Raw genomic sequence first — 21,362 nt, forward strand, 5'->3', positions numbered from 1 at the left:
GCTTAACAGCCCACGATGCAATTGCGCCGCTGCTTGGCGCGGTAGAGCCCATCATCCAGGCGTTTAAGCAAGGATTCGATCCCCTCGCCGGCCTGCATCGCCGCCACCGAGAAGCTGGCGGTCAGCCCTAGCGGCAGACTCGCATCGGCCTGACTGACCAGCAAACGCAAGCGCTCCGCGAGGAGCAGCGCCGCGCTCTGGTCGGTTTCGGGAAGCAGGGCGATGAATTCTTCGCCACCCCAGCGGGCGAAGCAGTCCTCATCCCGCAACGCCTGACGCACGGTACGGCTGACAGCCACGAGGGCGCGGTCACCGATCTGGTGGCCGTGGTTGTCGTTGATGCGCTTGAAGTGATCCAGATCGAACATCAGCAGCGCAGTGACATGCCCGTGACGCTGGAAACGCTGCCACTCGCCGTGGAGGCTGCGCTCGAAGTGCCGGCGGTTGGATATCTGCGTCAGCGGATCGGTCTCGCTGAGGCGCATGGCGGCTTCCACCTGAAGGGCCAGCGCCTCGTTAGCCTGGCGCAACGCCTCGGTACGCGCCTCCACCAGCGCCTCGAGCTTGCGATTGAGAGCCAGGAGTTCATCGTTCTTGCGCTGCAATGCCAGTGCAGCCATCTTGCGCCGGTGGACGTTGCGGTGAGCGCCGATCATGCGCGTTGGCTTGCCGGCCTCGTCGAACTCGACGAAACGGCCGTGATCGCTGATCCAGAGATAGCTGCCATCTCGGCAACGGCAGCGGTAATCCTCGGCGTAGATCAGGCTTTCACCGTCCAGATAAGCCTGGAAATTGCGCATCACCCGCTCGAAATCACCGGGGTGGATCACCGATCGCCAGGTGTCCACGTCCTCCGGCAGGCTGTCCGGCGGATAGCCGAGCATGGAGTACCAGCCGGGGCTTCGCTTGACGTGATTGGTGCGGATATTCCAGTCCCAGATGCCGTCGCTGACGATATCCAGGGCATAGCGCAGGGTGCGCTCGATCTCTTCGCGGGTGGTGCCATAGCAGTGGTCGAGGGGCGCGAGCTTGTCCATAAGCTTCCTACGGGTCGACGACCCGGCTGGGACTTCCACGCCCGGGCAATTGCCCGGGCGCCACGAACACTTGCCCCCGGCCTCAGGCCTGGATGGTCGCCGCCGGATTGATGACCCGGCCGAGCCCCAGGTTGCGCAAGGCGAGATGCAGCGAGCTGTGGATGACCTGCGGGTTGTCGATGGCCAGCAGTTGCTCCAGCAGCTCCTTGGCTTTGGTCATGGTGACCTGGCGCAGCAGCCACTTCACCTTCGGCAGGTTGGTGGCGTTCATCGACAGGCTGTCGAAGCCCATCGCCAGCAGCAGCACGGCAGCAGCAGGATCGCCCGCCATCTCGCCGCAGATGCTCACCGGTTTGCCTTCCGAATGGGCGTCGTCCACCACCTTCTTCAGGGCCTGCAGCACTGCCGGATGCAGGTAATCGTAGAGATCGGCCACGCGCGGGTTGTTGCGATCCACCGCCAGCAGGTACTGGGTCAGGTCGTTGGAGCCCACCGATAGGAAGTCCACCTGACGCGACAACTCGCGGGTCTGGTAGACGGCAGCTGGGATCTCGACCATCACGCCAACCGGCGGCATGGGGATGTCCACGCCTTCGTCGCGCACTTCGCCCCAGGCACGGTGAATCAGGTGCAGCGCCTCTTCCAGCTCGTGGGTTCCGGAAATCATCGGCAGCAGGATGCGCAGGTTGTCCAGGCCTTCACTGGCCTTGAGCATCGCGCGCACCTGGACCAGGAAGATTTCCGGGTGATCGAGGGTGACGCGGATGCCGCGCCAGCCGAGGAAGGGGTTGCTTTCCTTGATCGGGAAGTAGGAAAGCGCCTTGTCGCCGCCGATATCCAGGGTACGCATGGTCACCGGCAGCGGATGGAAAGCGGCAAGCTGCTCGCGGTAGATGGCGAGCTGCTCTTTTTCGCTGGGGAAGCGCTCGTTGATCATGAACGGCACTTCGGTACGGTACAGGCCGACGCCCTCGGCACCGCGCTCCTGGGCGCGGGTCACATCGGCGAGCAGACCGGTGTTCACCCAGAGCGGCATGCGATGACCGTCCAGGGTTTCGCAGGGCAGGCTGCGCAGCGCGTCCAGGCCCTTGACCAGCTGGCGTTCCTCTTCCACCACTTCGCTGTACTGCTTGCGCAGCTCGGGCGAGGGGTTGGTGAAGACTTCGCCGTGGTAGCCGTCGACGATGAGCTCGATGCCGTCGACCTTGGAATACGGCAGGTCGACCACGCCCATCACAGTGGGAATGCCCATGGCGCGGGCGAGGATGGCGACGTGGGAGTTGCCCGAACCCAGGACCGACACCAGGCCCACCAGCTTGCCTTCCGGCACTTCGCCGAGCATCGCCGGGGACAGCTCCTCGCTGACGAGGATGGTGTTCTCCTGGTAGACCAGGTTCTGCTTGCGCTCTTCCTGCAGGTAGGCGAGCAGGCGGCGGCCGAGGTCCTTGACGTCCGAGGCGCGCTCACGCAGGTAGGCGTCGTCCATCAGCTCGAAACGGGTCACGTGCTCCATCACCACCTGGCGCAGGGCGCCCTGGGCCCACTGGCCGGTGCGGATCACACGCTTGACCTCCATGCCGATGGAGGCGTCGTCGAGCATCATCAGGTAAACGTCGAAGAGCGCACGCTCTTCGGGGCGCAGCTGGGTTTCCAGCTTGCTGGAGAGACGGCGCATGTCTTCGCGCACCGCTTCCAGGGCTTGTTTGAAGCGCTCGACCTCGGCTTCGATGTCATCGACCGCGCGATCGGGCACGACGTCGAGATCGGCGGGCGGCAACACCACCACCGCCTTGCCCACAGCGGCACCGGGGGCGCCCGGTACACCGACGAACTTGGCTTCCTGGGTGCCCTTGCCCTGGCGGCCAAGGCCACGAATGGAGCCGGTTGCCTCGGCGTGGGCGATAACGCCCGCGAGCTGCGCGCTCATGGTGACGAGGAAGGCTTCCTCGCCCTCGTCGAACTGGCGGCGCTCCTTTTGCTGCACCACCAGAACGCCCATCACCCGACGGTGGTGGATGATCGGGGCGCCAAGGAACGAGGCGAAACGTTCTTCACCGGTTTCAGCAAAGTAGCGGTAACGGGGGTGATCGGCGGCGTGTTCGAGGTTCAGCGGCTCCTCGCGGGTACCCACCAGGCCGACGAGGCCTTCGTTGGGCGCCATGCTGACCTTGCCGATGGAGCGTTTGTTCAGGCCCTCGGTGGCCATGAGCACGAAGCGGTTGGACTCCGGGTCCAGCAGGTAGACCGAGCAGACCTGGCTGCCCATGGCCTCCTTGACCCGCTGCACGATGATCGCCAACGCCGCCTTCAGATCCTTGGCGGCGTTCACTTCCTGGACGATCTTGCGCAGCGTGTTGAGCATGGCTAGGCAGCCTTTCTCCGGGTCAGTCTTGCGCCAGCAGGCGCGGTGCTAGTTCCTTGAGGGCACGACGGTAGACTTCTCGCTTGAAGGTCACCACCTGACCCAACGGGTACCAGTAACTGACCCAGCGCCAGCCATCGAACTCGGGCTTGCCGGTCAGGTCCATCCGTACCTTGTTCTCGTCCGACTGCAAGCGCAGCAGGAACCACTTCTGTTTCTGGCCAATGCACAACGGTTGGCTGTTGGTTCGCACCAGCCGCTGGGGCAGACGATAGCGCAACCAGCCGCGGGTGCAGGCAAGAATCTTCACATCCTGCTCTTCCAGGCCAACTTCTTCGTTCAACTCCCGGTAAAGGGCCTCTTCGGGCGTCTCCCGTGGATTGATCCCGCCTTGCGGGAACTGCCAGGCATCCTGATTGATACGCCGGGCCCAAAGCACCTGCCCGACATCATTAGCGAGAATGATGCCGACATTCGGGCGAAAACCATCGGAATCAATCACGGCACTCAACCTCGCAAACGCATGTTCCGGCATTGTTCCATAAAGGCCGCAAACGCAGCAATGCGAGCATTCCACGCGATGGGCAGGTCCACCCAAAGCGGCTATTCTGGCCGCCCTTCGAAGCCTCGATGCAAGGAAAAACGACGTGCGTTTGGCTCTTTTCGACCTCGACAACACCCTGCTGGCCGGCGACAGCGACCACGCCTGGGGCGACTACCTGTGCGAACGCGGGATTCTCGACGGGATTGCCTACAAGGCACGTAACGATGAGTTCTACCAGGACTACCTGGCCGGCCGCCTGAACATCCAGGACTACCTCAACTTCAGCCTGGAAATACTCGGCCGCACCGAGATGGTGCAACTGGACCAGTGGCACCGTGAGTTCATGCGCGACTGCATCGAACCCATCATCCTGCCCAAAGCCGAGGCCCTGCTGACAGAACACCGCGCCGCCGGCGACAAGCTGCTGATCATCACTGCCACCAACCGTTTCGTCACGGCGCCCATCGCCAAGCGCCTCGGCGTCGAAACCCTGCTGGCCACCGAATGCGAAATGGCCGATGGCCGCTACACCGGCCGCACCACCGACATCCCCTGCTTCCGCGAGGGCAAGGTGACACGACTGGCGCGCTGGCTCGACGAAACCGGTTTCGACCTCGGCGACAGCACCTTCTATAGCGACTCGCTGAACGACCTCCCCCTGCTGGAGCAGGTAACCCGTCCGGTGGCGGTGGACCCGGACCCGAAACTGCGCGCAGAGGCACAGCAGCGCGGCTGGCCGGTGATCTCCCTGCGCTAGTCGGCCAGATCAGAGCGGCTTGATCACCATCAGGGCGTAAATCGCCACCAGCACGCCCAGCACGAACACCGCCAGGCGAACGCGTAATGCCAAGTGGGCGGCAATCTGCGGCCCGAGCGGCTGGCCATCTCGCAAGGCCTTGCGCGCGCGGTTGCGAATGCGCACCTGCAGCCAGAACAGCGGCAGCCAGCAGAGCGCCGCCAGCAGATAAAGCCCGGTGCTCCACAGCAACCAGAGCTGCCCCAGGGGCCAGCCGCCCACCTTGGCCAGGGCAAGTCCCGTCAGCGGCAGCAGCGTGGCAGAGCTGGCGATGAACCAGAGATCCAGCCTCACCAGCGAGGAGAAGGTGAGCGCGATTTGCTGGAGGTCGCCGCCTTTCCATGCCCGATAAGCGAAGAACAGCCCAACCAGCACCGTGCCAAGCAGCACCACAGCGAGCAGCCCGTGGACGGTCTTGAGCAGGAAATAGAGGGTCATGCCGGGCGCTGGCGTCGCGTCAGAGCGGCTTGGCCAGCATCAGCGCCAGCACCGAAAGGAACAGCAGCAGGCCCACCAGGCCGTAGGCGGCGCCGAACTTGAGGTTGCGCTGCACCGGCGCCGTGGCCGGTCCGCCCGCGACCAGAGCCTGTTCCCGCAGGCGCGCAACGCGGCCGAACAGCAACAGCCAGGCGATGCAGCCGAACAGGTAGAGGATGGCGCCACCCAGCAGCCAGGTCTGGCCCAGCGGCAAGCCGGCGAGGTTGACCATCCACCAGCCGCTGACCGGCAGGGAGACGGCCACGACAATCAGCAGCGGCACGCCGATCAGCAGGATGCGCCGCAGGCTCGGGCCGATCCGCGCGGCATCGCCTGAGCGGAAGTTGCGCCAGCCGTACCAGGCCAGTCCCACCAGACCGCCGAAGAACAGCAGGGTGGCCAGGCCGTGGAGGATGCGGAACAGCAGGTAGTTTTCCATGGAACAGGTCCTTGTCAGCGAAAGCGGCTGCGAGAAAGCCTAGCAGCCGCCCGGTCCGGCGCGATTGCGCGTCCTCAGCCCAGGAAGAGCCTGTAGGCGGGGTTTTCGCTCTCATCCCAGTACGGATAGCCGATCTCGTCCAGGGCCGCGTGCACCAGGGCACGTTCCTCGGCCGGCACCTGCAGGCCGGCGACCACGCGGCCATCGGCGGCGCCGTGGTTGCGGTAATGGAACATGGTGATGTTCCAGCGCCCGCCCAGCTTGTTGAGGAAGTTGAACAACGCGCCGGGACGCTCGGGGAATTCGAAGCGGAACACCAGCTCGTCGCTGATGCGCACGGCGTGGCCGCCGACCATGTGGCGGATGTGCAGCTTGGCCAGCTCGTTGTCGGTCAGGTCCAGCACCGGGAAGCCCTGGCTGCGCAGGTTCTCCACCAGGGCCGCGCGCGGGTCGGTTTCCGGGTGGGTCTGCACGCCGACGAAGATGTGCGCTTCGGCGTCGGTGTTGTAGCGGTAGTTGAACTCGGTGATCTGGCGCTTGCCGATGGCTTCGCAGAAGGCCTTGAAGCTGCCGGGACGCTCGGGGATGGTCACGGCGATGATGGCTTCGCGTTTCTCGCCCAGTTCGGCACGCTCGGCCACGTGGCGCAGGCGGTCGAAGTTGATGTTGGCGCCCGAGTCGATGGCCACCAGGGTCTGGTCGCGCACGCCTTCACGCTCGACGTACTTCTTGATCCCGGCCACGGCGAGGGCGCCGGCGGGTTCGGTGATGGAGCGGGTGTCGTCGTAGATGTCCTTGATCGCCGCGCAGATCTCGTCGGTGCTGACGGTGATCACCTCATCCACATGCTGCTTGCAGATGTCGAAGGTGTGCTGGCCGATCTGCGCCACGGCAACGCCGTCGGCGAACAGTCCGACCTGCCCCAGCACCACGCGCTCGCCGGCGGCCATGGCGGCCTGCAGGCAGTTGGAGTCGTCCGGCTCGACGCCGATCACCTTCACTTCCGGGCGCAGGTATTTGACGAAGGCGGCAATGCCCGCCACCAGGCCACCACCACCCACCGGGACGAAGATGGCATCGAGGCGTCCCGGATGCTGGCGGAGGATTTCCATCGCCACGGTGCCCTGGCCGGCAATCACTTCCGGGTCATCGTAGGGGTGGATGTAGACGAAGCCCTTTTCTTCCACCAGCTTCAGCGAGTGGGCCAGGGCTTCGGGGAAGGCATCGCCGTGCAGCACCACCTTGCCGCCGCGGGCACGCACGCCCTGCACCTTCAGCTCCGGAGTGGTGCGCGGCATGACGATGGTCGCCTTCACGCCGAGTTCGCGGGCCGCCAGGGCCACGCCCTGGGCATGGTTGCCGGCCGAGGCGGTGACCACGCCACGCGCCAGCTCTTCACGCGAAAGCTGGGCGATCTTGTTGTAAGCGCCGCGGATCTTGAAGGAATAGACCGGCTGCAGGTCCTCGCGCTTGAGGAGGATCTGGTTGCCCAGGCGCTCGGTGAGCTGGCGGGCAGGCTGCAGCGGGGTTTCCACGGCGACGTCGTAGACGCGCGAGGTCAGGGTCTTCTTCACGTATTCTTCGAGCATCGCGGCTTCACTGGCGGGCATTTCACGGGAGGACCGAGTCTACCGCAGGGATTCGTCGGGCGACCACATGGTTTGCGGGGTTTAGCGGCTATAATCCGCGCCCTCGACACTCCTCCAATCGGACCACCCCAGCATGACCCAGGACCAGCTCAAGCAGGCCGTCGCCCAGGCCGCCATCGACTTCATCCTCCCCAAGCTCGATGACAAGAGCATCATCGGCGTCGGCACCGGCTCCACCGCCAACTTCTTCATCGACCTGCTGGCCCAGCACAAGATGGCGTTCGACGGCGCCGTGGCCAGCTCCGAGGCCACCGCCCAGCGTCTGAAGGGCCACGGCATCCCGGTGTACGACCTGAACAGCGTCAGCGACCTCGAGTTCTACGTGGACGGCGCCGACGAGAGCAACGAGCGCCTCGAGCTGATCAAGGGCGGCGGTGCGGCCCTGACCCGCGAGAAAATCGTCGCTGCGGTGGCCAAGACCTTCATCTGCATCGCCGACGAGAGCAAGCTGGTGCCCATCCTCGGCGCCTTCCCGCTGCCGGTGGAAGTCATCCCCATGGCCCGCAGCCACGTGGCCCGCCAGCTGGTGAAGCTGGGCGGCGACCCGGTCTACCGCGAAGGCGTGCTGACCGACAACGGCAACATCATCCTCGACGTGTACAACCTGCAGATCGACAGCCCGGCGAAGCTGGAAGAGCAGATCAACAACATCGTCGGCGTGGTCACCAACGGCCTGTTCGCCCAGCGTCCGGCCGACCTGCTGCTGCTCGGCACCAAGGACGGCGTGAAGAGCATCAAGCTCTGACGCGACTTCCCGGCCAAACCGGCTAGATTTGATGGCTACGGCGCCGTTGCGCGCCGTCCACTGCCACGAACTAGGAGGTGCCCCATGGCCGGGAAATTCCACCTGAAGAAGGCCAACGATGGCCAGTTCCACTTCAACCTGAACGCCGGCAACGGCGAGACCATCCTCACCAGCGAGCTGTACAAGGCCAAGGATTCCGCCTTGAACGGCATCGATTCGGTGCGCAAGAACGCCGCTCGCGACGGCGCCTTCGAAAGCAAGACCGCCAGCAACGGCAAGTTCTATTTCGTGCTCAAGGCCACCAACGGCCAGGTCATCGGCCAGAGCCAGATGTATGCCAGCGCCGCCAGCGCCAGCGCGGGCATCGACTCGGTGAAGAACAACGCCCCCGGCGCCACCCTCAACGACGAAAGCTGATCAATCGCCGGCCTGTTTGCGAAACGCGTAGAACAGGTTCGGCTCGCTGACCAGGTAGAGGTTGCCGTCGTTATCCATGGCCACCCCCTCGGCCTGCGGCACCCCCCGCTGCAGGCCGTGCATGCCGCGCAGCAGCGACAGCGTGCTGATGGGGCGGCCATCGGCGTTCAACTCCAGCACCAGCCGCGACTCATCCGACAGCGCCAGCAAGTGGCCGCTGCGGTCGTCGTATTGCAGGCTGGAAAGATCACGGACAAAGAGCCGGGCGTCACGCTTGGGGTCGTCCACCACGTGCACGGCGAAGGGCTTGTCCGGGTTGGTGTGGGGGAATCCGTGGATCTCGTAGATCCGCACCGGATCGCGCTCCTTGGCCACGAACAGGCGCTGGCCGGCCGTGTCGTAGGCCAGCCCTTCGAAGCCTTTGTTGCCGGACAGGCCGATGCCGAGGGAAAGCTGCTGGGAGTCGCTGGCATCGATGGAGGTGGTGTCCTCATCGACACGCACCTTGATAAGGCGCTGCAGGCGCTCGTCGGTGATCACGTAGACGCCCTTGCTGATGTACTCGATGGCTTCCGGATCGCCGAACCCCACCAGCGGGATGCGCCGAATCAAGTGGCCATCCAGGGAAAGCTCGATGATTTCCGGGTGCTGGTTGGTCACGGTGAACAGGCTGTGGCGATCGGGATCGTAGGTCAGCGCGGACACATCGTCGGTCAGGCCTTCGATGGGCTTGGCCTCGATGGCCACCCGATAGTCCGGCAGCCAGATCGAGCGCTCCCGCCACTCCGAGGCGTGGCGCCATTCTTGCAGGACGAACAGGCCCCGCTCGAAGAGTCGGAACTGCTGGGCGACGACACCGAGCACCACCAGCAGCAGGACCAGAAAGGCGGCAACCAGTCGCCACGGGGTCAGGAGTGAACGCATCGATCAGGACTCTGGGATTCAGGACGCGGCGAAGGATACAGAGCACACCGGATTTCTACCTGAATTGAAGCTTAAAGCCCGAACGAAGGCATGGCGGGCGTTACAAAAGGGGACGGAAATGGCCACCTCGCTGCTACCGGAAGAACGCGCACTCACCACCCTGCATACCATCGCCCTGGCCGTGGCAACCCTGGCCAGCAGCGGCATCGACCGCAGGCTGCTCCTGGAAGGCAGCGGCGTGTCCTGCAGCGACCTCGACACCCCCGACAAACTGATCACCCACGCCCAGGAGTTGCGCGTGTTCGCCAACGCCCTGGCCAACACCCGCGACCCGGCGCTGGGCCTGTCCCTCGGCCTGCGCATGCACGTGTCCGCCTACGGCATGCTCGGCTACACCATGCTCGCCAGCCGCACCCTGCGCGATGCCCTGACCATCGCACTCGACCGTCCGGCACTGCTGGGCACCTATTTCAAGCTGAGCCTGGAAGACGACGGCGAGGAGGCGCACCTCGTCGCAGTGGGCTATCGCTACGCACCGGAGCTGACGGTGTTCAACAGCGAGCTGTGCCTGACCTCGCTGCTTACTGTGCTGCAGGACCTGCTCGGCACCAGCATCCGCCCGCAGCGGGTTTGCCTGTCGTACCGGCCGCCGCTGCATGCCGCCACCTACGAACAGATGCTCGGCTGCCCTGTGGAATTCGGCGCCTCACGCAATGCGCTGTGCTTCGACGCTGCGCTGCTCGACCGGACATTGCCGCTGGCCGACCCGGTCACCTGCCATTACGGGCTGCAACAATGCCTGAAGCTCGACGCCCAGCTCGACAGCCGCCATGACGTGCTCGACCAGATTCGCCACCACCTGGCCGACAACCTGCGCGACGCCTGCGACCTGGACAGCGTGGCGCGTCAGCTGCACCGTTCCGAGCGCACCCTGCGCCGCCACCTCCAGCAGTTAAACACCAGCTTCCAGCGCCTGCTGGACGAGGTGCGCTACGACAAGGCGCGGCAGTTACTGGTGCAGACCGACCTGCCCATCTACCTGATCGCCGAACAGCTCGGCTACAGCGAAACCGCCAGCTTCCGCCATGCCTTCCAGCGCTGGAGCGGGCAGTCGCCGAGTCTGTATCGGCGTTAACTAATTCTCTGACCCGCTCTTCTGTAGGGGCGAATTCATTCGCCAAGGACAGCGCAGCTGTCCCGGCTGACCTTGCAGGGCAGACCTGCGGCCTGCCTGGCGATTGAAATCGCCCCTACAGGAAGGCGCCCAGCAGCGCTTCTGCGACCTCCATCACACCCCCACAACTTGGCCGAAAATATCCCCTTTTGACCTGATCTATCGTTCTGCACCTACTAGGCTGCTGACAGAATCGCGACAAACAAGGGCCGCTTCACCAGCAGAAAAAGAAAAGCCCAATAAGAACAAATCCTTAGAGCTTGTGATCAGCATGACTAGCGCGATCAGCGTCGAACGTGTGTGCATGGAGTTCGGTGATCCGGGGCAGGGCGTGAAGGCCCTCGACGATGTTTCCCTGGAAATCCGCGCCAACGAGTTCTTCACCCTCCTCGGCCCGTCCGGCTGCGGCAAGACCACTCTCTTGCGGCTCATCGCCGGTTTCGAGCAACCCAGCTCCGGTGCCATCCGCCTCTACGGCGAGCCGATGCAGGGCCTCCCGCCCTTCCGCCGACCGGTCAACACCGTGTTCCAGAGCTACGCCCTGTTCCCCCACATGACGGTGGCGCAGAACATCGCCTTTGGCCTGGAAATGCGCGGGCTCTCTCGCAGCGACATCGAGCAGACGGTGCAGCGCATGCTGGACCTGGTGAAGCTGCCGGACGTGGGCAAACGCCGCGCCGACCAGCTTTCCGGTGGCCAGCAGCAGCGCATCGCCCTGGCCCGCGCCCTGGCCAACAAGCCCAAGGTGCTCTTGCTCGACGAATCCCTTTCGGCGCTGGACCAGAAGCTGCGCAAGGACATGCAGATCGAACTCAAGCGCCTGCAGCACGAGACCGGCATCACCTTCATCTTCGTCACCCACGACCAGGAAGAAGCCCTGACCATGTCCGACCGCATTGCGGTGATGAGCAAGGGTCGCATCCTCCAGGTCGGCACTCCCACGGAAATCTACGAAGCCCCGCTGAACCGCACGGTGGCGGACTTCATTGGCGAAACCAACTTCCTCGAAGGCGAAGCCCTGGAGCGCGGCGTGCTGTTGCCCGACGGCCAGTTGCTCAGCGCCTTCAGCCCACGCCGCGGCGCCGTCACCCTGGCGATCCGCCCGGAGCGCACCTGCCTCGACGAACAGGGCAACCTGGCCGGCGAGATCGAGAACGTGGTCTATGTCGGTACCGACACCGTGTACCACCTCAACATCGCCGGGCAGAGCGGCTTCCGCGTGCGCCAGCAGAATCGCAATGGCGCGCTGAATGCCTATTCGACAGGTGAGAAGGTGCGGGTCCTGGTACCCAGCGAAGCCATCCGGGTGCTGGTCGAATGAGCACCCTGCGCGCCCAGGCCGAACGCCGCCAGCTGCGCCGGCGCTTGCTGCTGACCAGCCCGGCCATGCTCGCCCTGCTGGTGTTCCTGGTGCTGCCGCTGGGGATCATGTTCCTGGTATCGGTCCTGGTGCCCGGCGACTACGGCGGCGTGAAGTGGGACCAGTACTCGCTGGAGGCCTACATCAACTTCCTCTACGAGCGCGATCTGGACGACAGCCTAGTGTTCAACACCGACTACCTGCAGATCTTCCAGCGCTCGTTCTGGCTCTCGGTACTGACCACCGTCGGCTGCCTGCTGATCGGTTTCCCCACTGCGCTCTACCTGGCGCTGCAGAGCGAGCGCAAACGCAACCTGCTGCTGTTCCTAGTCACCGTGCCCTTCTGGACCAACCTGCTGGTGCGCGTCTACGCGTGGATCCTGCTGCTGCGCAACGGCGGCCTGGTGGACAGCGGGCTAGGCGTGTTCGGGCTCTCGGACGGCGCCCTGGGTCTGCTCTACACCGATGTGGCAGTGGTGATAGGCCTGCTCTACACCTTCCTGCCGTTCATGGTGCTGCCCATCTACACCAGCCTCGAAAAGCTCGACTGGCGACTGGTGGAAGCCGCCTTCGACCTCGGCGCCAACCGCTTCCAGGCCCTGCGCCGGATCATCGTGCCGCTGGCCATGCCGGGCATCGTCGCCGGCGCGATCCTGGTGTTCATCCCGTCGCTGGGCAACTACATCATTCCCGAACTGCTGGGAGGCGGTAAGTCGCTGATGATCGGCAACCTGATCCAGCTGCAGTTCGGCGCCTCCCACAACTGGCCGCTGGGCGCGGCGCTGTCCTTCGCCCTGCTCGGTTTCGTGCTGCTGGCGATGCTGCTCTACAGCCTGCGCTTCAAGCAGGCCACCGGGGGAGGCCATCCATGAACATGCAGAACCCGCTCTGGCGCTTCACCGGCGTACGCCCCACTGCCTGGCTGTTCTTCGCCTTCCTCTATGTGCCGATCCTGGTGCTGGTGGCGCTGAGCTTCAACGGCGGACAGTCAGCGACCATCTGGGAAAGCTTCAGCCTGAAGTGGTACTCGGTGGTGGCCAACGACCCGGAGATCGTCCGCGCGGCGAAGAACTCGCTGATCGTCGCCACCTTCGCCACCCTGATCGCCACCTCACTGGCCACCCTCGCCGCGCTGGGCATGCGCGGCCGCGCCTTCCGTGGGCAGACGCTGATGAGCGGCGTGCTCGGCCTGCCGCTGCTGGTGCCGGAGATCGTCACAGCCGTCGCCACCCTGATGTTCTTCGCCTTCATCGGGCTCAAGCTCTCGCTGTTCACCATCCTCATCGCCCACGTGGTGTTCTGCATTCCCTTCGCCTACCTGCCGATCCGCGCCCGCCTGGAAGGCATGGACCCGCGTCTGGCCGAAGCCGCCGCCGACCTCTACGCCTCGCCCTGGAAAGCCTTCTGGAAGGTGACCTTCCCGCTGCTGATGCCCGGCATCCTTTCCGGCGCGATGCTCGCCTTCATCATTTCCATGGACGACTTCGTCATCACCTACTTCGTCGCCGGGGCGGGAGCCACCACCCTGCCGGTGTACATTTTCAGTTCGATACGGATGGGCATTTCGCCGAAGATCAATGCGATCTCCTCGATCATCCTCGTGATTTCCATAGCTTTCGTTGCATTGTCCTACTACGTCGGGCAGCGCAAGCGCTGACCCGCTTCCGACCAGCAAGGAGCTTGACCATGACCCGCCGTACACCGCTCGCGCTCGCCATACTGCTCGCTTCCGGCCTCGCCGGTTCCGCGCAGGCCGCAGGGACCCTGCACTTCGCCAACTGGTCGGACTACTACCCGCCGGAGCTGCTGCAGAAGTTCGAGAAGGACACGGGCATCAAGGCCACCCTGGACGCCTACGACAGCAACGAAACCCTGCTGGCCAAGCTGAAGGCCGGCGGCGGCGCCTACGACGTGGTGGTGCCGTCCGACAGCTTCATCCAAATCATGGTGCAGGACGGCCTGCTGCAGAAATTCGACAAGAGCAAGCTGACCAACCTGAAGAACCTCAAGACCAACTTCCAGACCCTCGGCTTCGACCCGGGCCACGACTACAGCGTGCCCTACCTCTGGGGCACCACGGGCTACAGCTACGACAGCAAGCAGGTGCCCGGCGGCAAGCTGGATGAGAGCTGGAAGCCCTTCTTCGAGCCGCCGGCCGAGCTGAAGGGCAAGGTCGTGGCGCTGAACTCGATCGAAGACCTGTACATCGCCGCCTCTCACTACCTGTCCATCGACCAGTGCACCGAGGACCCGAAGGACGCGAAGAAGATCCAGGACCTGCTGCTGGCACAGAAACCGCTGCTGGCCATGTACAACAGCGACGGCACCATTGAGCGCATGGCCGCCGGTGAAGTGGCCATGCACATGCAGTGGAACGGCGCCTTCCACCGCGCCCATGCCCAGCGCGATAGCCTGGTGTACGTCTATCCGAAGGAAGGCATCCACGTCTTCATCGACAACCTGGTGATTCCCAAGGACGCGGTGAACGTCGAGGAGGCCCACGCCTTCATCAACTGGATGATGCTGCCGGAGAACATCGCCGCCGCCTCCAACTTCGCCAAGTACAACAACGCCATCGAGGGCTCGGACAAGTTCATGGAGAAGGAACTGTTCGACGACCCGGCCATCAACACCCCGCAGGACAAGCTCGACCGCCTGCGCACCTTCAAGCTCTGCTCGCCGAAGGCCCTCAGCCTGCGCAGCAAGGTGTGGACCAAGCTGAAGAAGTAAGCTCGCCCCAACGTGCTTGCCCCCCTCTCCCTCTGGGAGAGGGGCCGGGGGTGAGGAAAGCCTGGCTAAAGCACCCATGCCGCAGGACCGGACGGGTAGCATTCCTGCAGCCGAGGTGATGGGTTTCGCTGCGCTCTACGCCATCCTACGGATCCTCTTTCAAGGGTGGATGTCGCTTTTCACATCCACTAATGGCGAATCCGAAAGCCATCACCCCGGCCAACCACATTGGCCATCTCGATCCCTTTTTGACCCTTTGCGGGGTTCTGCCCCCGGTATTCCACTGACAGAATCGAAGCGCATGCAACTAGCGGGCGCCCCACAGACGGGTGCCGATCCAACAAGAACAATGGCTAGAGAGATATGAAGATGTCCCGTGCGCTTGCGCTTCACAACGCCCTTCCTCCGTCCTTCCAGCGGACACCCCGCCTCCACCCTCACTGACTGCCCGCGCACAGCCGGATGCGCAACGGACCCGGCCTCGCACGCGCAAGGATGGCTCGCATCGCGACCCAGGCGCCGCCCAGCGGCGCGCAGTAAACCGGAGAGAAGAACAATGTCCACCCCGTCCGCCAGCCTCGACAACAGCGACAGCCTGCCCAACGAATTCACCCACAGCGCCCAGGGCACGGCCCTGCGCCGGATACTCGGGCTGCCCGCCCTGGTGTTCTTCGGCCTCGTCTACATGGTGCCGCTGACCATCTTCACCACCTACGGCGTGGTCACCGAAATGACCGGCGGCCGTACCGCCCTGGCCTACGTGGTGACCCTGCTGGCGATGATCTTCACCGCCCTGTCGTACAGCTTCATGGTCCGCCGCTACCCCATCGCCGGCTCGGCCTATTCGTACACCAGCCTGAGCTTCGGCCCCGGCGTGGGCTTCCTCGCCGGCTGGTCGCTGCTGCTGGATTACCTGTTCCTGCCGATGATCAACTACCTGGTGATCGGCCTGTTCCTCAACATCGCCTTCCCCGAGGTGCCGGCCTGGGTCTTCGTCGTCAGCACCATCGCCCTGGTGACCGTGCTGAACATCCTCGGCATCAGCTCGGTATCGGGCATGAGCAACCTGATCGTGATCGCGCAGGTGGTCTTCGTCGTGGTGTTCCTGGCGATGGCTGGCCGGAGCCTGTTCGACGCCCCCATCGACTTCACCACGCCCTTCCTCGGCGACGGCACCCAGCCGGGCCTGGCGCCCCTGATGGCCGGCGCGGCAGTGCTCTGCCTGTCGTTCCTCGGCTTCGATGCGGTCTCCACCCTGGCCGAAGAGGCCCGCGACCCGAAACGCGACATTCCCCGCGCCATCATCATCACCACCCTCTGCGCTGGTGTGCTGTTCTTCGTCCTGTCGCTGGTGGCCCAACTGGTATTCCCCGGCAGCGTCTTCCAGGACGTGGATGCCGCCGCCAACGAGGTGATGCTGAAGGCCGGCGGCCAGTTCCTCGCCGCCTTCTTCACCGCCACCTACGTGGCCGGCGCCGCGGGCTCGGCGCTGGCGTCCCAGGCTTCGGTTTCGCGCATCCTCTACAGCATGGGCCGCGACGGAATCCTCCCGCGCCGCCTGTTCGGCACGCTGTCGGAGCGTTTCCACACCCCGACCGTGGCCATCCTCATCGTGTCGCTGGTGTCGTTGCTGGCGGTGGTCATCGACCTAGCCACCCTGGCGTCGATGATCAGCTTCGGCGCCCTGGTGGCCTTCTCCGCGGTGAACCTGGCGGTGATCCGTACCCACCTGTTCGACGGCCGCCCGCGCCAGCCGGGTGATCTCGCTCGTTATGGCCTGGTCCCGGCGATCGGTTTCGCGCTGATCGCCTGGCTCTGGACCAGCCTGTCGGGGCTGACCCTGGTCATCGGCCTTGGCTGGTTCGCTATCGGCCTGGCTTACCTGGCGATTCAGACCGGTGGCTTCCGCCGCAAGGCGCCGCAAGTGCAATTCTCTGAAATCGAATGATCCCCAAGACCTGCTAGCCGAAAGGAGACGCTGATGCTGACGATCTATTCCGACGACCACCACCTGCACCACGGCAAGCACGAGCTGATCGGTGGCCAGTTCACCCCCTGCTTCGAGAAACCGAGCCGGGCCGACATGGTGCTGGACCGCGCCAAGGCGGTGAACCTGGGCGCCATCCAGACACCGACCGACTTCGGCCTGTCGCCCATCCTGCGGGTGCACAGCGAGGGCTTCGTAAACTTCCTGAAGACCGCCTGGAGCGACTGGCAAGCCAAGGGCCGCAGCCACGACATGCTGCCCATCGCCTGGCCAACCCGGCGCCTGCGCCAGGTGGAGCCCACCGACATCGACGGGCGCCTGGGCTACTACTCCTTCGACGCCGGCGCGCCCATCACCGCCGGCACCTGGCAGGCCATCACCAGCTCGGCCAACGTCGCCCTCAGCGGCCAGGCCGAACTGCGCAAGGGCGCCCGCGGCATCTTTTCCCTCTGCCGCCCGCCGGGCCACCACGCTGCCGCCGACTACATGGGCGGCTACTGCTACCTGAACAACGCGGCCATCGCCGTGCAGGCCATGCTGGATGCCGGAGCGAAGCGGGTCGCGGTGCTGGACGTGGACTACCACCACGGCAACGGTACCCAGGACATCTTCTACGACCGCGCCGACGTGCTTTTCACCTCGATTCACGGCGACCCGCGCTTCGAGTACCCCTACTACCTGGGCTTCGCCGACGAGAAAGGCGTGGGTACGGGAGAAGGCTTCAACTTCAACTACCCGCTGGCTTCGGGCATCGACTGGTCCGTCTGGAGCCTCGCCCTCGCCGACGCCTGCCGGCAGATCGCCGAATACGCGCCGGACGCCCTGGTGGTGTCGCTAGGGGTGGATACCTTCAAGGAAGACCCGATTTCGCAGTTCAAGCTGGACAGCCCGGACTACCTGCGCATGGGCGAGATCATCGGCAAGCTCGGCCTGCAGACGCTCTTCGTGATGGAGGGGGGTTATGCGGTGGAGGAGATCGGCATCAACGCGATCAATGTGCTGCAGGGGTTCGATAGCGTGGCGTGAGGGTCCAAACTGGCTCCCTCTCCCGCAAGCGGGAGAGGGGAGTTTTTATCAGTTCACCCGCTCAACGAACTCCACATCCACCTCGCGGCCCGTCAGGTCGCGATCCACTTCGCCGGTCAGCTTAACGGTGTCTTTCTCGCCGATGGACATCGGCGGCCAGTCTTCGTCGTCGATTTCCACCTTCATGGTGCCGGTAGCGTCCTTGAACTCGTAGATATCGCCCTTGATGCGGCGGACGATCTGTCCCTTCAGCACCACCGGAGCGTCGTCGGCAGCCTCCAGGGCGGCGGCGACAGTGTTGATCTGGGCAGTGGCACCCGGACCGGTGTAGCTGCTGGCCATGACGGCGGTGGAGAACAGCGGAACGGCCAGCAGGGCGAGGTATTTGGCTTTCATGGAGGTGATCCCGTGTGTTTGTAGATGACGGGATCAGGCTAGGGCGGCTGGCTGAAACGAGGCTTAAAAGCGCCTTAAGCGAAACTTAATGGGGCGGAGCATTCAGCCCCCGACGCCGGCGACAAGCGTCTTGCGGAACACATAGAACAGATTCGGCTCGCTGACGACATAGATGTCGCCGTTCTCGTCCATGGCCACGCCTTCGGCTCGGGGAATACGGCTGTCCAGTCCGTTCATGCCGCCGAGCAGACTGATGAAGCTGACGGGGTCACCCTGTTCGTTCAGCTCCAGCAACAGGTTGGATTGGGCCGAGAGCACCAGCAGATGGCCGGTGCGCGGGTCGATGCTCAACGCCGACAGGTTGCGCATGCCCAGGCCGTAGCTGGGCAACGGGCGCAGCGCTTCGCCAAGGGTCTCGTTGCCATCGCTTCCGAGGCTGAACAGGGCGACAGGGCCACGCTCCTTGCCGAGGATCAACTGCCCGTTGAGCGGGTCCCAGGCGATACCTTCGAAGCCCTTGTTGCCCGAGTCCGGGAAGCCCAGATCGAACTCGTTCGTCACGTCGGCGCTCAGTTCGCGGGTTTCCGGGTCCAGTTCGAAGATCGACAGGGTACGGCGGCGCTCATCGGTCACCGCCACATGGCCACTTTCCAGCACGGCCACGCCTTCGGGGTTGGAGAAGCCCTTCAGCGGGATCTTGCGCAGCACCTCGCCGTCACGGCTCAACTCCACCAGAGTCGGCGATTTGCCGGTCACGGTGAACAGGGTTCCGGTGACGGGGTTGTAGGCCAGATCGGAGGTTTCGTCGTTTTCCAGGCCTGCCAGGGGCTTGCCCTGTAGCACGGCCTTGTAGCCCGGCAGCCAGATGCTGTCGGCCCGCTGCTCGTCGGTCAGCTGCTGCTCGGCCAGCCAGACCAGGGCGCGGTCGTCCCAGTGCATGTAGCGCGTGAGGGCGGTGGCACCAGCGAGGGCGGCGACCAATCCCAACATCAGCCGGCGGCGGCGAATGAACGGCGGGAAACGGAACGTCATCGGGGACTACTCAACGATGGGGTCGGCAAGAGATAGCCATATGCCAGTGAAAGTTCCGTGAAATGGTCTGCCGCCGGTCGGCCCGGTTAAAGGACGCGACTTTCGAAGCGGCTGTGTCCCACCAGCTCCAGCACCAGCGCATCGCCCTGATTCAACGGGCCGACGCCCACCGGAGTGCCGGTGAGGATGACGTCGCCTGGTTGCAGGCTGAAATGGCCGGCCATGTGCTGGATCAGCGGCAGGATCGGGTTGAGCATGTCGCGGCTGTTGCCGTCCTGGCGGACCTCGCCGTTGATGGTCAGGCGGATGCCGATATCGTCCAGGCCCTCCGGGGCATCGCCCGGCACGAAGGGCGCCAGCACACAGGCGCCGTCGAAGCTCTTGGCGATTTCCCAGGGCAGGCCCTTCTCCTTGAGCTTGGCCTGCACGTCGCGCAGGGTCAGGTCCAGGGCCGGTGCGAAGCCGGAGATGGCGTCACGCACTTCTTCCGCATCGGGATGGCGGGACAGCGGCTTGCCGATCAGCACGGCGATTTCCGCTTCGTAATGCACTGCGCCACGGTCCTGGGGAATGCTGAAGCCGCCGGCCAGCAGCACCGCGCAGGAACCCGGCTTGATGAACAGCAGCGGTTCGGTCGGTACGGGGTTGTTCAGTTCCTTGGCGTGCTCGGCGTAATTGCGGCCGACGCAGACCACCTTGCCCAGGGAAAAGTGGATCGGAGTGCCATCGACATACTGGTGCTGGTAGCTCATTTACCGACTCCTGTTGAACGTGACGCTGAAAGCGTCACGAGCGAGCGCAGTAGCTTTCAGTTGAAGATCTTCCCGGGGTTCATGATCCCGTTGGGATCAAACACCGCCTTGATCGCCTTCATCACCGCAATCTCAGGCTCCGAACGGCTGTAGCCGAGGTAATCGCGCTTGGTCATGCCCACACCGTGCTCGGCGGAGATCGAGCCGTTGTACTTCTGCACGGTCTCGAATACCCACTTGTTCACGGTGGCGCACTTGGCGAAGAACTCGTCCTTGGACAGGTTATCCGGCTTGAGGATGTTCAGGTGCAGGTTGCCGTCGCCGATATGGCCGAACCAGACCACTTCGAAGTCCGGGTAGTTGGCTTCGACGATGGCGTCGATGTCGTGCAGGAAGGCCGGCACCTTGGAAACGGTGACCGAGATGTCGTTCTTGTACGGGGTCCAGTGGGAGATGGTCTCGGAGATGTACTCACGCAGCTTCCACAGGTTCTGCAGCTGTTGCTCGCTCTGGCTCATCACGCCATCCAGCACCCAGCCCTGCTCCACGCAATGCTCGAAGGTAGCCAGGGCGTCGTTGGCGATTTCTTCGCTGGCGGCCTCGAACTCCAGCAGCGCGTAGAACGGGCAGTCGGTCTCGAAGGGAGCCGGCACGTCGCCACGGGCCAGGACCTTGGCCATGGCCTTGTCGGAGAAGAATTCGAAGGCGGTGAGGTCCAGCTTGCTCTGGAAGGCGTGGAGCACCGGCATGATGGAATCCAGGTCCGGCGAACCCAGCACCATGGCGGTGAGGTTCTTCGGCGCGCGGTCCAGGCGCATGGTGGCTTCCACCACAAAGCCCAGGGTGCCTTCGGCGCCGATGAACAGCTGGCGCATGTCGTAGCCGGTGGCGTTCTTGATCAGGTCCTTGTTCAGTTCCAGCAGGTCGCCAGCGCCGGTGACTACCTTCAGGCCGGCTACCCAGTTACGGGTCATACCGTAGCGAATTACCTTGATCCCGCCGGCATTGGTGCCGATATTGCCGCCAAGCTGGCTGGATCCTGCGGAAGCGAAGTCCACCGGATAGTACAGGCCCTTTTCCTCGGCAAAGTTCTGCAGCTGCTCGGTGATCACGCCCGGCTGGCAGACCACGGTGCGGTCGAACTCGTTGAATTCGAGGATCTGGTTCATGTAGTCGAAAGCGACCACGACCTCGCCGTTAGCCGCCACGGCCGCAGCGGACAGACCGGTACGACCGCCGGACGGCACCAACGCGACCTTGTGCTGGTTGGCCCAACGCACGATGGCCTGCACCTGCTCGATGGTCTTGGGGAAGACGATGGCGCTGGGCGCGGGGGCGAAATGCTTGGTCCAGTCCTTGCCGTAGGCGTCCAGGGACGGGGCATCGGTCAGCACCTTGCCGGGCTCAACCAGGGTCTTCAGCTCTTCGATCAGGGCAGCGTTGGTCATCAGCGAAACTCTCAAATCATTCATGGTCGCCCTGAGAACGTTTCAGGTCGCAACCGAGCAAGGAAAA

General features: G+C 64.3%; 21 protein-coding genes. 10 read left to right on the forward strand and 11 right to left on the reverse strand.

Annotated features, from left to right (window positions below):
• Window positions 1–2: 2 nt before the first annotated feature.
• The 3 genes from E8E91_RS12505 to E8E91_RS12515 all read right to left on the reverse strand — a co-directional run bounded on the left by E8E91_RS12505 (window position 3) and on the right by E8E91_RS12515 (window position 3,901).
• On the reverse strand, window positions 3–1,037 hold the full coding sequence (locus E8E91_RS12505; protein ID WP_280375998.1) for a sensor domain-containing diguanylate cyclase: 1,035 nt from the start codon (window positions 1,035–1,037) through the stop codon (window positions 3–5).
• 82 nt (window positions 1,038–1,119) lie between these two features.
• Entirely contained in the window at window positions 1,120–3,399 is a 2,280-nt protein-coding gene (ptsP, locus tag E8E91_RS12510; RefSeq protein WP_280375999.1) for a phosphoenolpyruvate--protein phosphotransferase, read from the reverse strand.
• Between the two features lie 22 nt (window positions 3,400–3,421).
• A complete protein-coding gene (locus E8E91_RS12515) occupies window positions 3,422–3,901 on the reverse strand; it encodes an RNA pyrophosphohydrolase (RefSeq protein ID WP_190833280.1) in 480 nt (159 codons plus the stop codon).
• Between the two features lie 145 nt (window positions 3,902–4,046).
• On the opposite strand from E8E91_RS12515, the gene E8E91_RS12520 reads away from it, so the two are divergent.
• Window positions 4,047–4,700, forward strand: a complete 654-nt coding sequence (locus tag E8E91_RS12520) for an HAD family hydrolase (RefSeq protein ID WP_280376001.1) — start codon at window positions 4,047–4,049, stop codon at window positions 4,698–4,700.
• 9 nt (window positions 4,701–4,709) lie between these two features.
• On the opposite strand, the gene E8E91_RS12525 is transcribed toward E8E91_RS12520, so the two are convergent.
• From E8E91_RS12525 to ilvA, 3 genes are all read right to left on the reverse strand, one after another.
• Window positions 4,710–5,177 carry a DUF2269 domain-containing protein gene (locus tag E8E91_RS12525; RefSeq protein ID WP_280376003.1) on the reverse strand — a complete coding sequence of 156 codons (468 nt, stop codon included), beginning with the start codon at window positions 5,175–5,177 and terminating at the stop codon, window positions 4,710–4,712.
• Between the two features lie 19 nt (window positions 5,178–5,196).
• A complete protein-coding gene (locus tag E8E91_RS12530) occupies window positions 5,197–5,655 on the reverse strand; it encodes a DUF2269 family protein (protein ID WP_280376005.1) in 459 nt (152 codons plus the stop codon).
• Between the two features lie 74 nt (window positions 5,656–5,729).
• Window positions 5,730–7,244 carry a threonine ammonia-lyase, biosynthetic gene (gene ilvA / locus E8E91_RS12535; RefSeq protein WP_280370823.1) on the reverse strand — a complete coding sequence of 505 codons (1,515 nt, stop codon included), beginning with the start codon at window positions 7,242–7,244 and terminating at the stop codon, window positions 5,730–5,732.
• Window positions 7,245–7,377: 133 nt separating this feature from the next.
• Between ilvA and rpiA the strand changes: the two genes are divergently transcribed.
• Together rpiA and E8E91_RS12545 are read left to right on the forward strand one after the other, a co-directional pair.
• Window positions 7,378–8,049 (forward strand): ribose-5-phosphate isomerase RpiA, encoded by a 672-nt coding sequence (gene rpiA, locus E8E91_RS12540; RefSeq protein ID WP_280370822.1) that lies wholly within the window; start codon window positions 7,378–7,380, stop codon window positions 8,047–8,049.
• 84 nt (window positions 8,050–8,133) lie between these two features.
• Window positions 8,134–8,466 carry a YegP family protein gene (locus E8E91_RS12545; RefSeq protein ID WP_280370820.1) on the forward strand — a complete coding sequence of 111 codons (333 nt, stop codon included), beginning with the start codon at window positions 8,134–8,136 and terminating at the stop codon, window positions 8,464–8,466.
• On the opposite strand, the gene E8E91_RS12550 is transcribed toward E8E91_RS12545, so the two are convergent.
• Window positions 8,467–9,390: an SdiA-regulated domain-containing protein gene (locus tag E8E91_RS12550; protein ID WP_280376007.1), complete on the reverse strand. Its 924-nt coding sequence runs from the start codon at window positions 9,388–9,390 to the stop codon at window positions 8,467–8,469.
• 118 nt (window positions 9,391–9,508) lie between these two features.
• On the opposite strand from E8E91_RS12550, the gene E8E91_RS12555 reads away from it, so the two are divergent.
• The 7 genes from E8E91_RS12555 (at window position 9,509) to E8E91_RS12585 (ending at window position 17,667) form a co-directional block, all read left to right on the forward strand.
• Window positions 9,509–10,525, forward strand: coding sequence for an AraC family transcriptional regulator (locus tag E8E91_RS12555; RefSeq protein ID WP_280376008.1), 1,017 nt, complete (start codon window positions 9,509–9,511; stop codon window positions 10,523–10,525).
• A gap of 310 nt (window positions 10,526–10,835) precedes the next feature.
• A complete protein-coding gene (locus E8E91_RS12560; RefSeq protein ID WP_280376009.1) occupies window positions 10,836–11,885 on the forward strand; it encodes an ABC transporter ATP-binding protein in 1,050 nt (349 codons plus the stop codon).
• Window positions 11,882–12,796: an ABC transporter permease gene (locus E8E91_RS12565; RefSeq protein WP_190833264.1), complete on the forward strand. Its 915-nt coding sequence runs from the start codon at window positions 11,882–11,884 to the stop codon at window positions 12,794–12,796. The genes E8E91_RS12560 and E8E91_RS12565 overlap by 4 nt, the downstream gene beginning before the upstream one ends.
• Window positions 12,793–13,581 carry an ABC transporter permease gene (locus E8E91_RS12570; protein ID WP_190833262.1) on the forward strand — a complete coding sequence of 263 codons (789 nt, stop codon included), beginning with the start codon at window positions 12,793–12,795 and terminating at the stop codon, window positions 13,579–13,581. The genes E8E91_RS12565 and E8E91_RS12570 overlap by 4 nt, the downstream gene beginning before the upstream one ends.
• Window positions 13,582–13,610: 29 nt before the next feature.
• Entirely contained in the window at window positions 13,611–14,654 is a 1,044-nt protein-coding gene (locus tag E8E91_RS12575; RefSeq protein ID WP_280376012.1) for an extracellular solute-binding protein, read from the forward strand.
• Between the two features lie 556 nt (window positions 14,655–15,210).
• Window positions 15,211–16,602, forward strand: a complete 1,392-nt coding sequence (locus tag E8E91_RS12580) for an APC family permease (RefSeq protein ID WP_280376013.1) — start codon at window positions 15,211–15,213, stop codon at window positions 16,600–16,602.
• A gap of 33 nt (window positions 16,603–16,635) precedes the next feature.
• Window positions 16,636–17,667, forward strand: coding sequence for a histone deacetylase family protein (locus E8E91_RS12585; protein WP_280376024.1), 1,032 nt, complete (start codon window positions 16,636–16,638; stop codon window positions 17,665–17,667).
• Between the two features lie 48 nt (window positions 17,668–17,715).
• On the opposite strand, the gene E8E91_RS12590 is transcribed toward E8E91_RS12585, so the two are convergent.
• From E8E91_RS12590 to E8E91_RS12605, 4 genes are all read right to left on the reverse strand, one after another.
• Window positions 17,716–18,063 carry a NirD/YgiW/YdeI family stress tolerance protein gene (locus E8E91_RS12590; RefSeq protein ID WP_280376026.1) on the reverse strand — a complete coding sequence of 116 codons (348 nt, stop codon included), beginning with the start codon at window positions 18,061–18,063 and terminating at the stop codon, window positions 17,716–17,718.
• Between the two features lie 102 nt (window positions 18,064–18,165).
• Complete coding sequence (locus E8E91_RS12595) at window positions 18,166–19,053, reverse strand: SdiA-regulated domain-containing protein (protein ID WP_280376133.1); 888 nt, start codon at window positions 19,051–19,053, stop codon at window positions 18,166–18,168.
• Window positions 19,054–19,181: 128 nt separating this feature from the next.
• Window positions 19,182–19,847: a fumarylacetoacetate hydrolase family protein gene (locus E8E91_RS12600; protein WP_280376028.1), complete on the reverse strand. Its 666-nt coding sequence runs from the start codon at window positions 19,845–19,847 to the stop codon at window positions 19,182–19,184.
• Window positions 19,848–19,903: 56 nt separating this feature from the next.
• A complete protein-coding gene (locus E8E91_RS12605; protein WP_280376030.1) occupies window positions 19,904–21,295 on the reverse strand; it encodes an FAD-binding oxidoreductase in 1,392 nt (463 codons plus the stop codon).
• Between the last annotated feature and the right edge of the window lie 67 nt (window positions 21,296–21,362).

The organism is Pseudomonas sp. BN515 (assembly GCF_029873155.1).
In the GTDB taxonomy this organism is placed as follows: domain Bacteria; phylum Pseudomonadota; class Gammaproteobacteria; order Pseudomonadales; family Pseudomonadaceae; genus Metapseudomonas.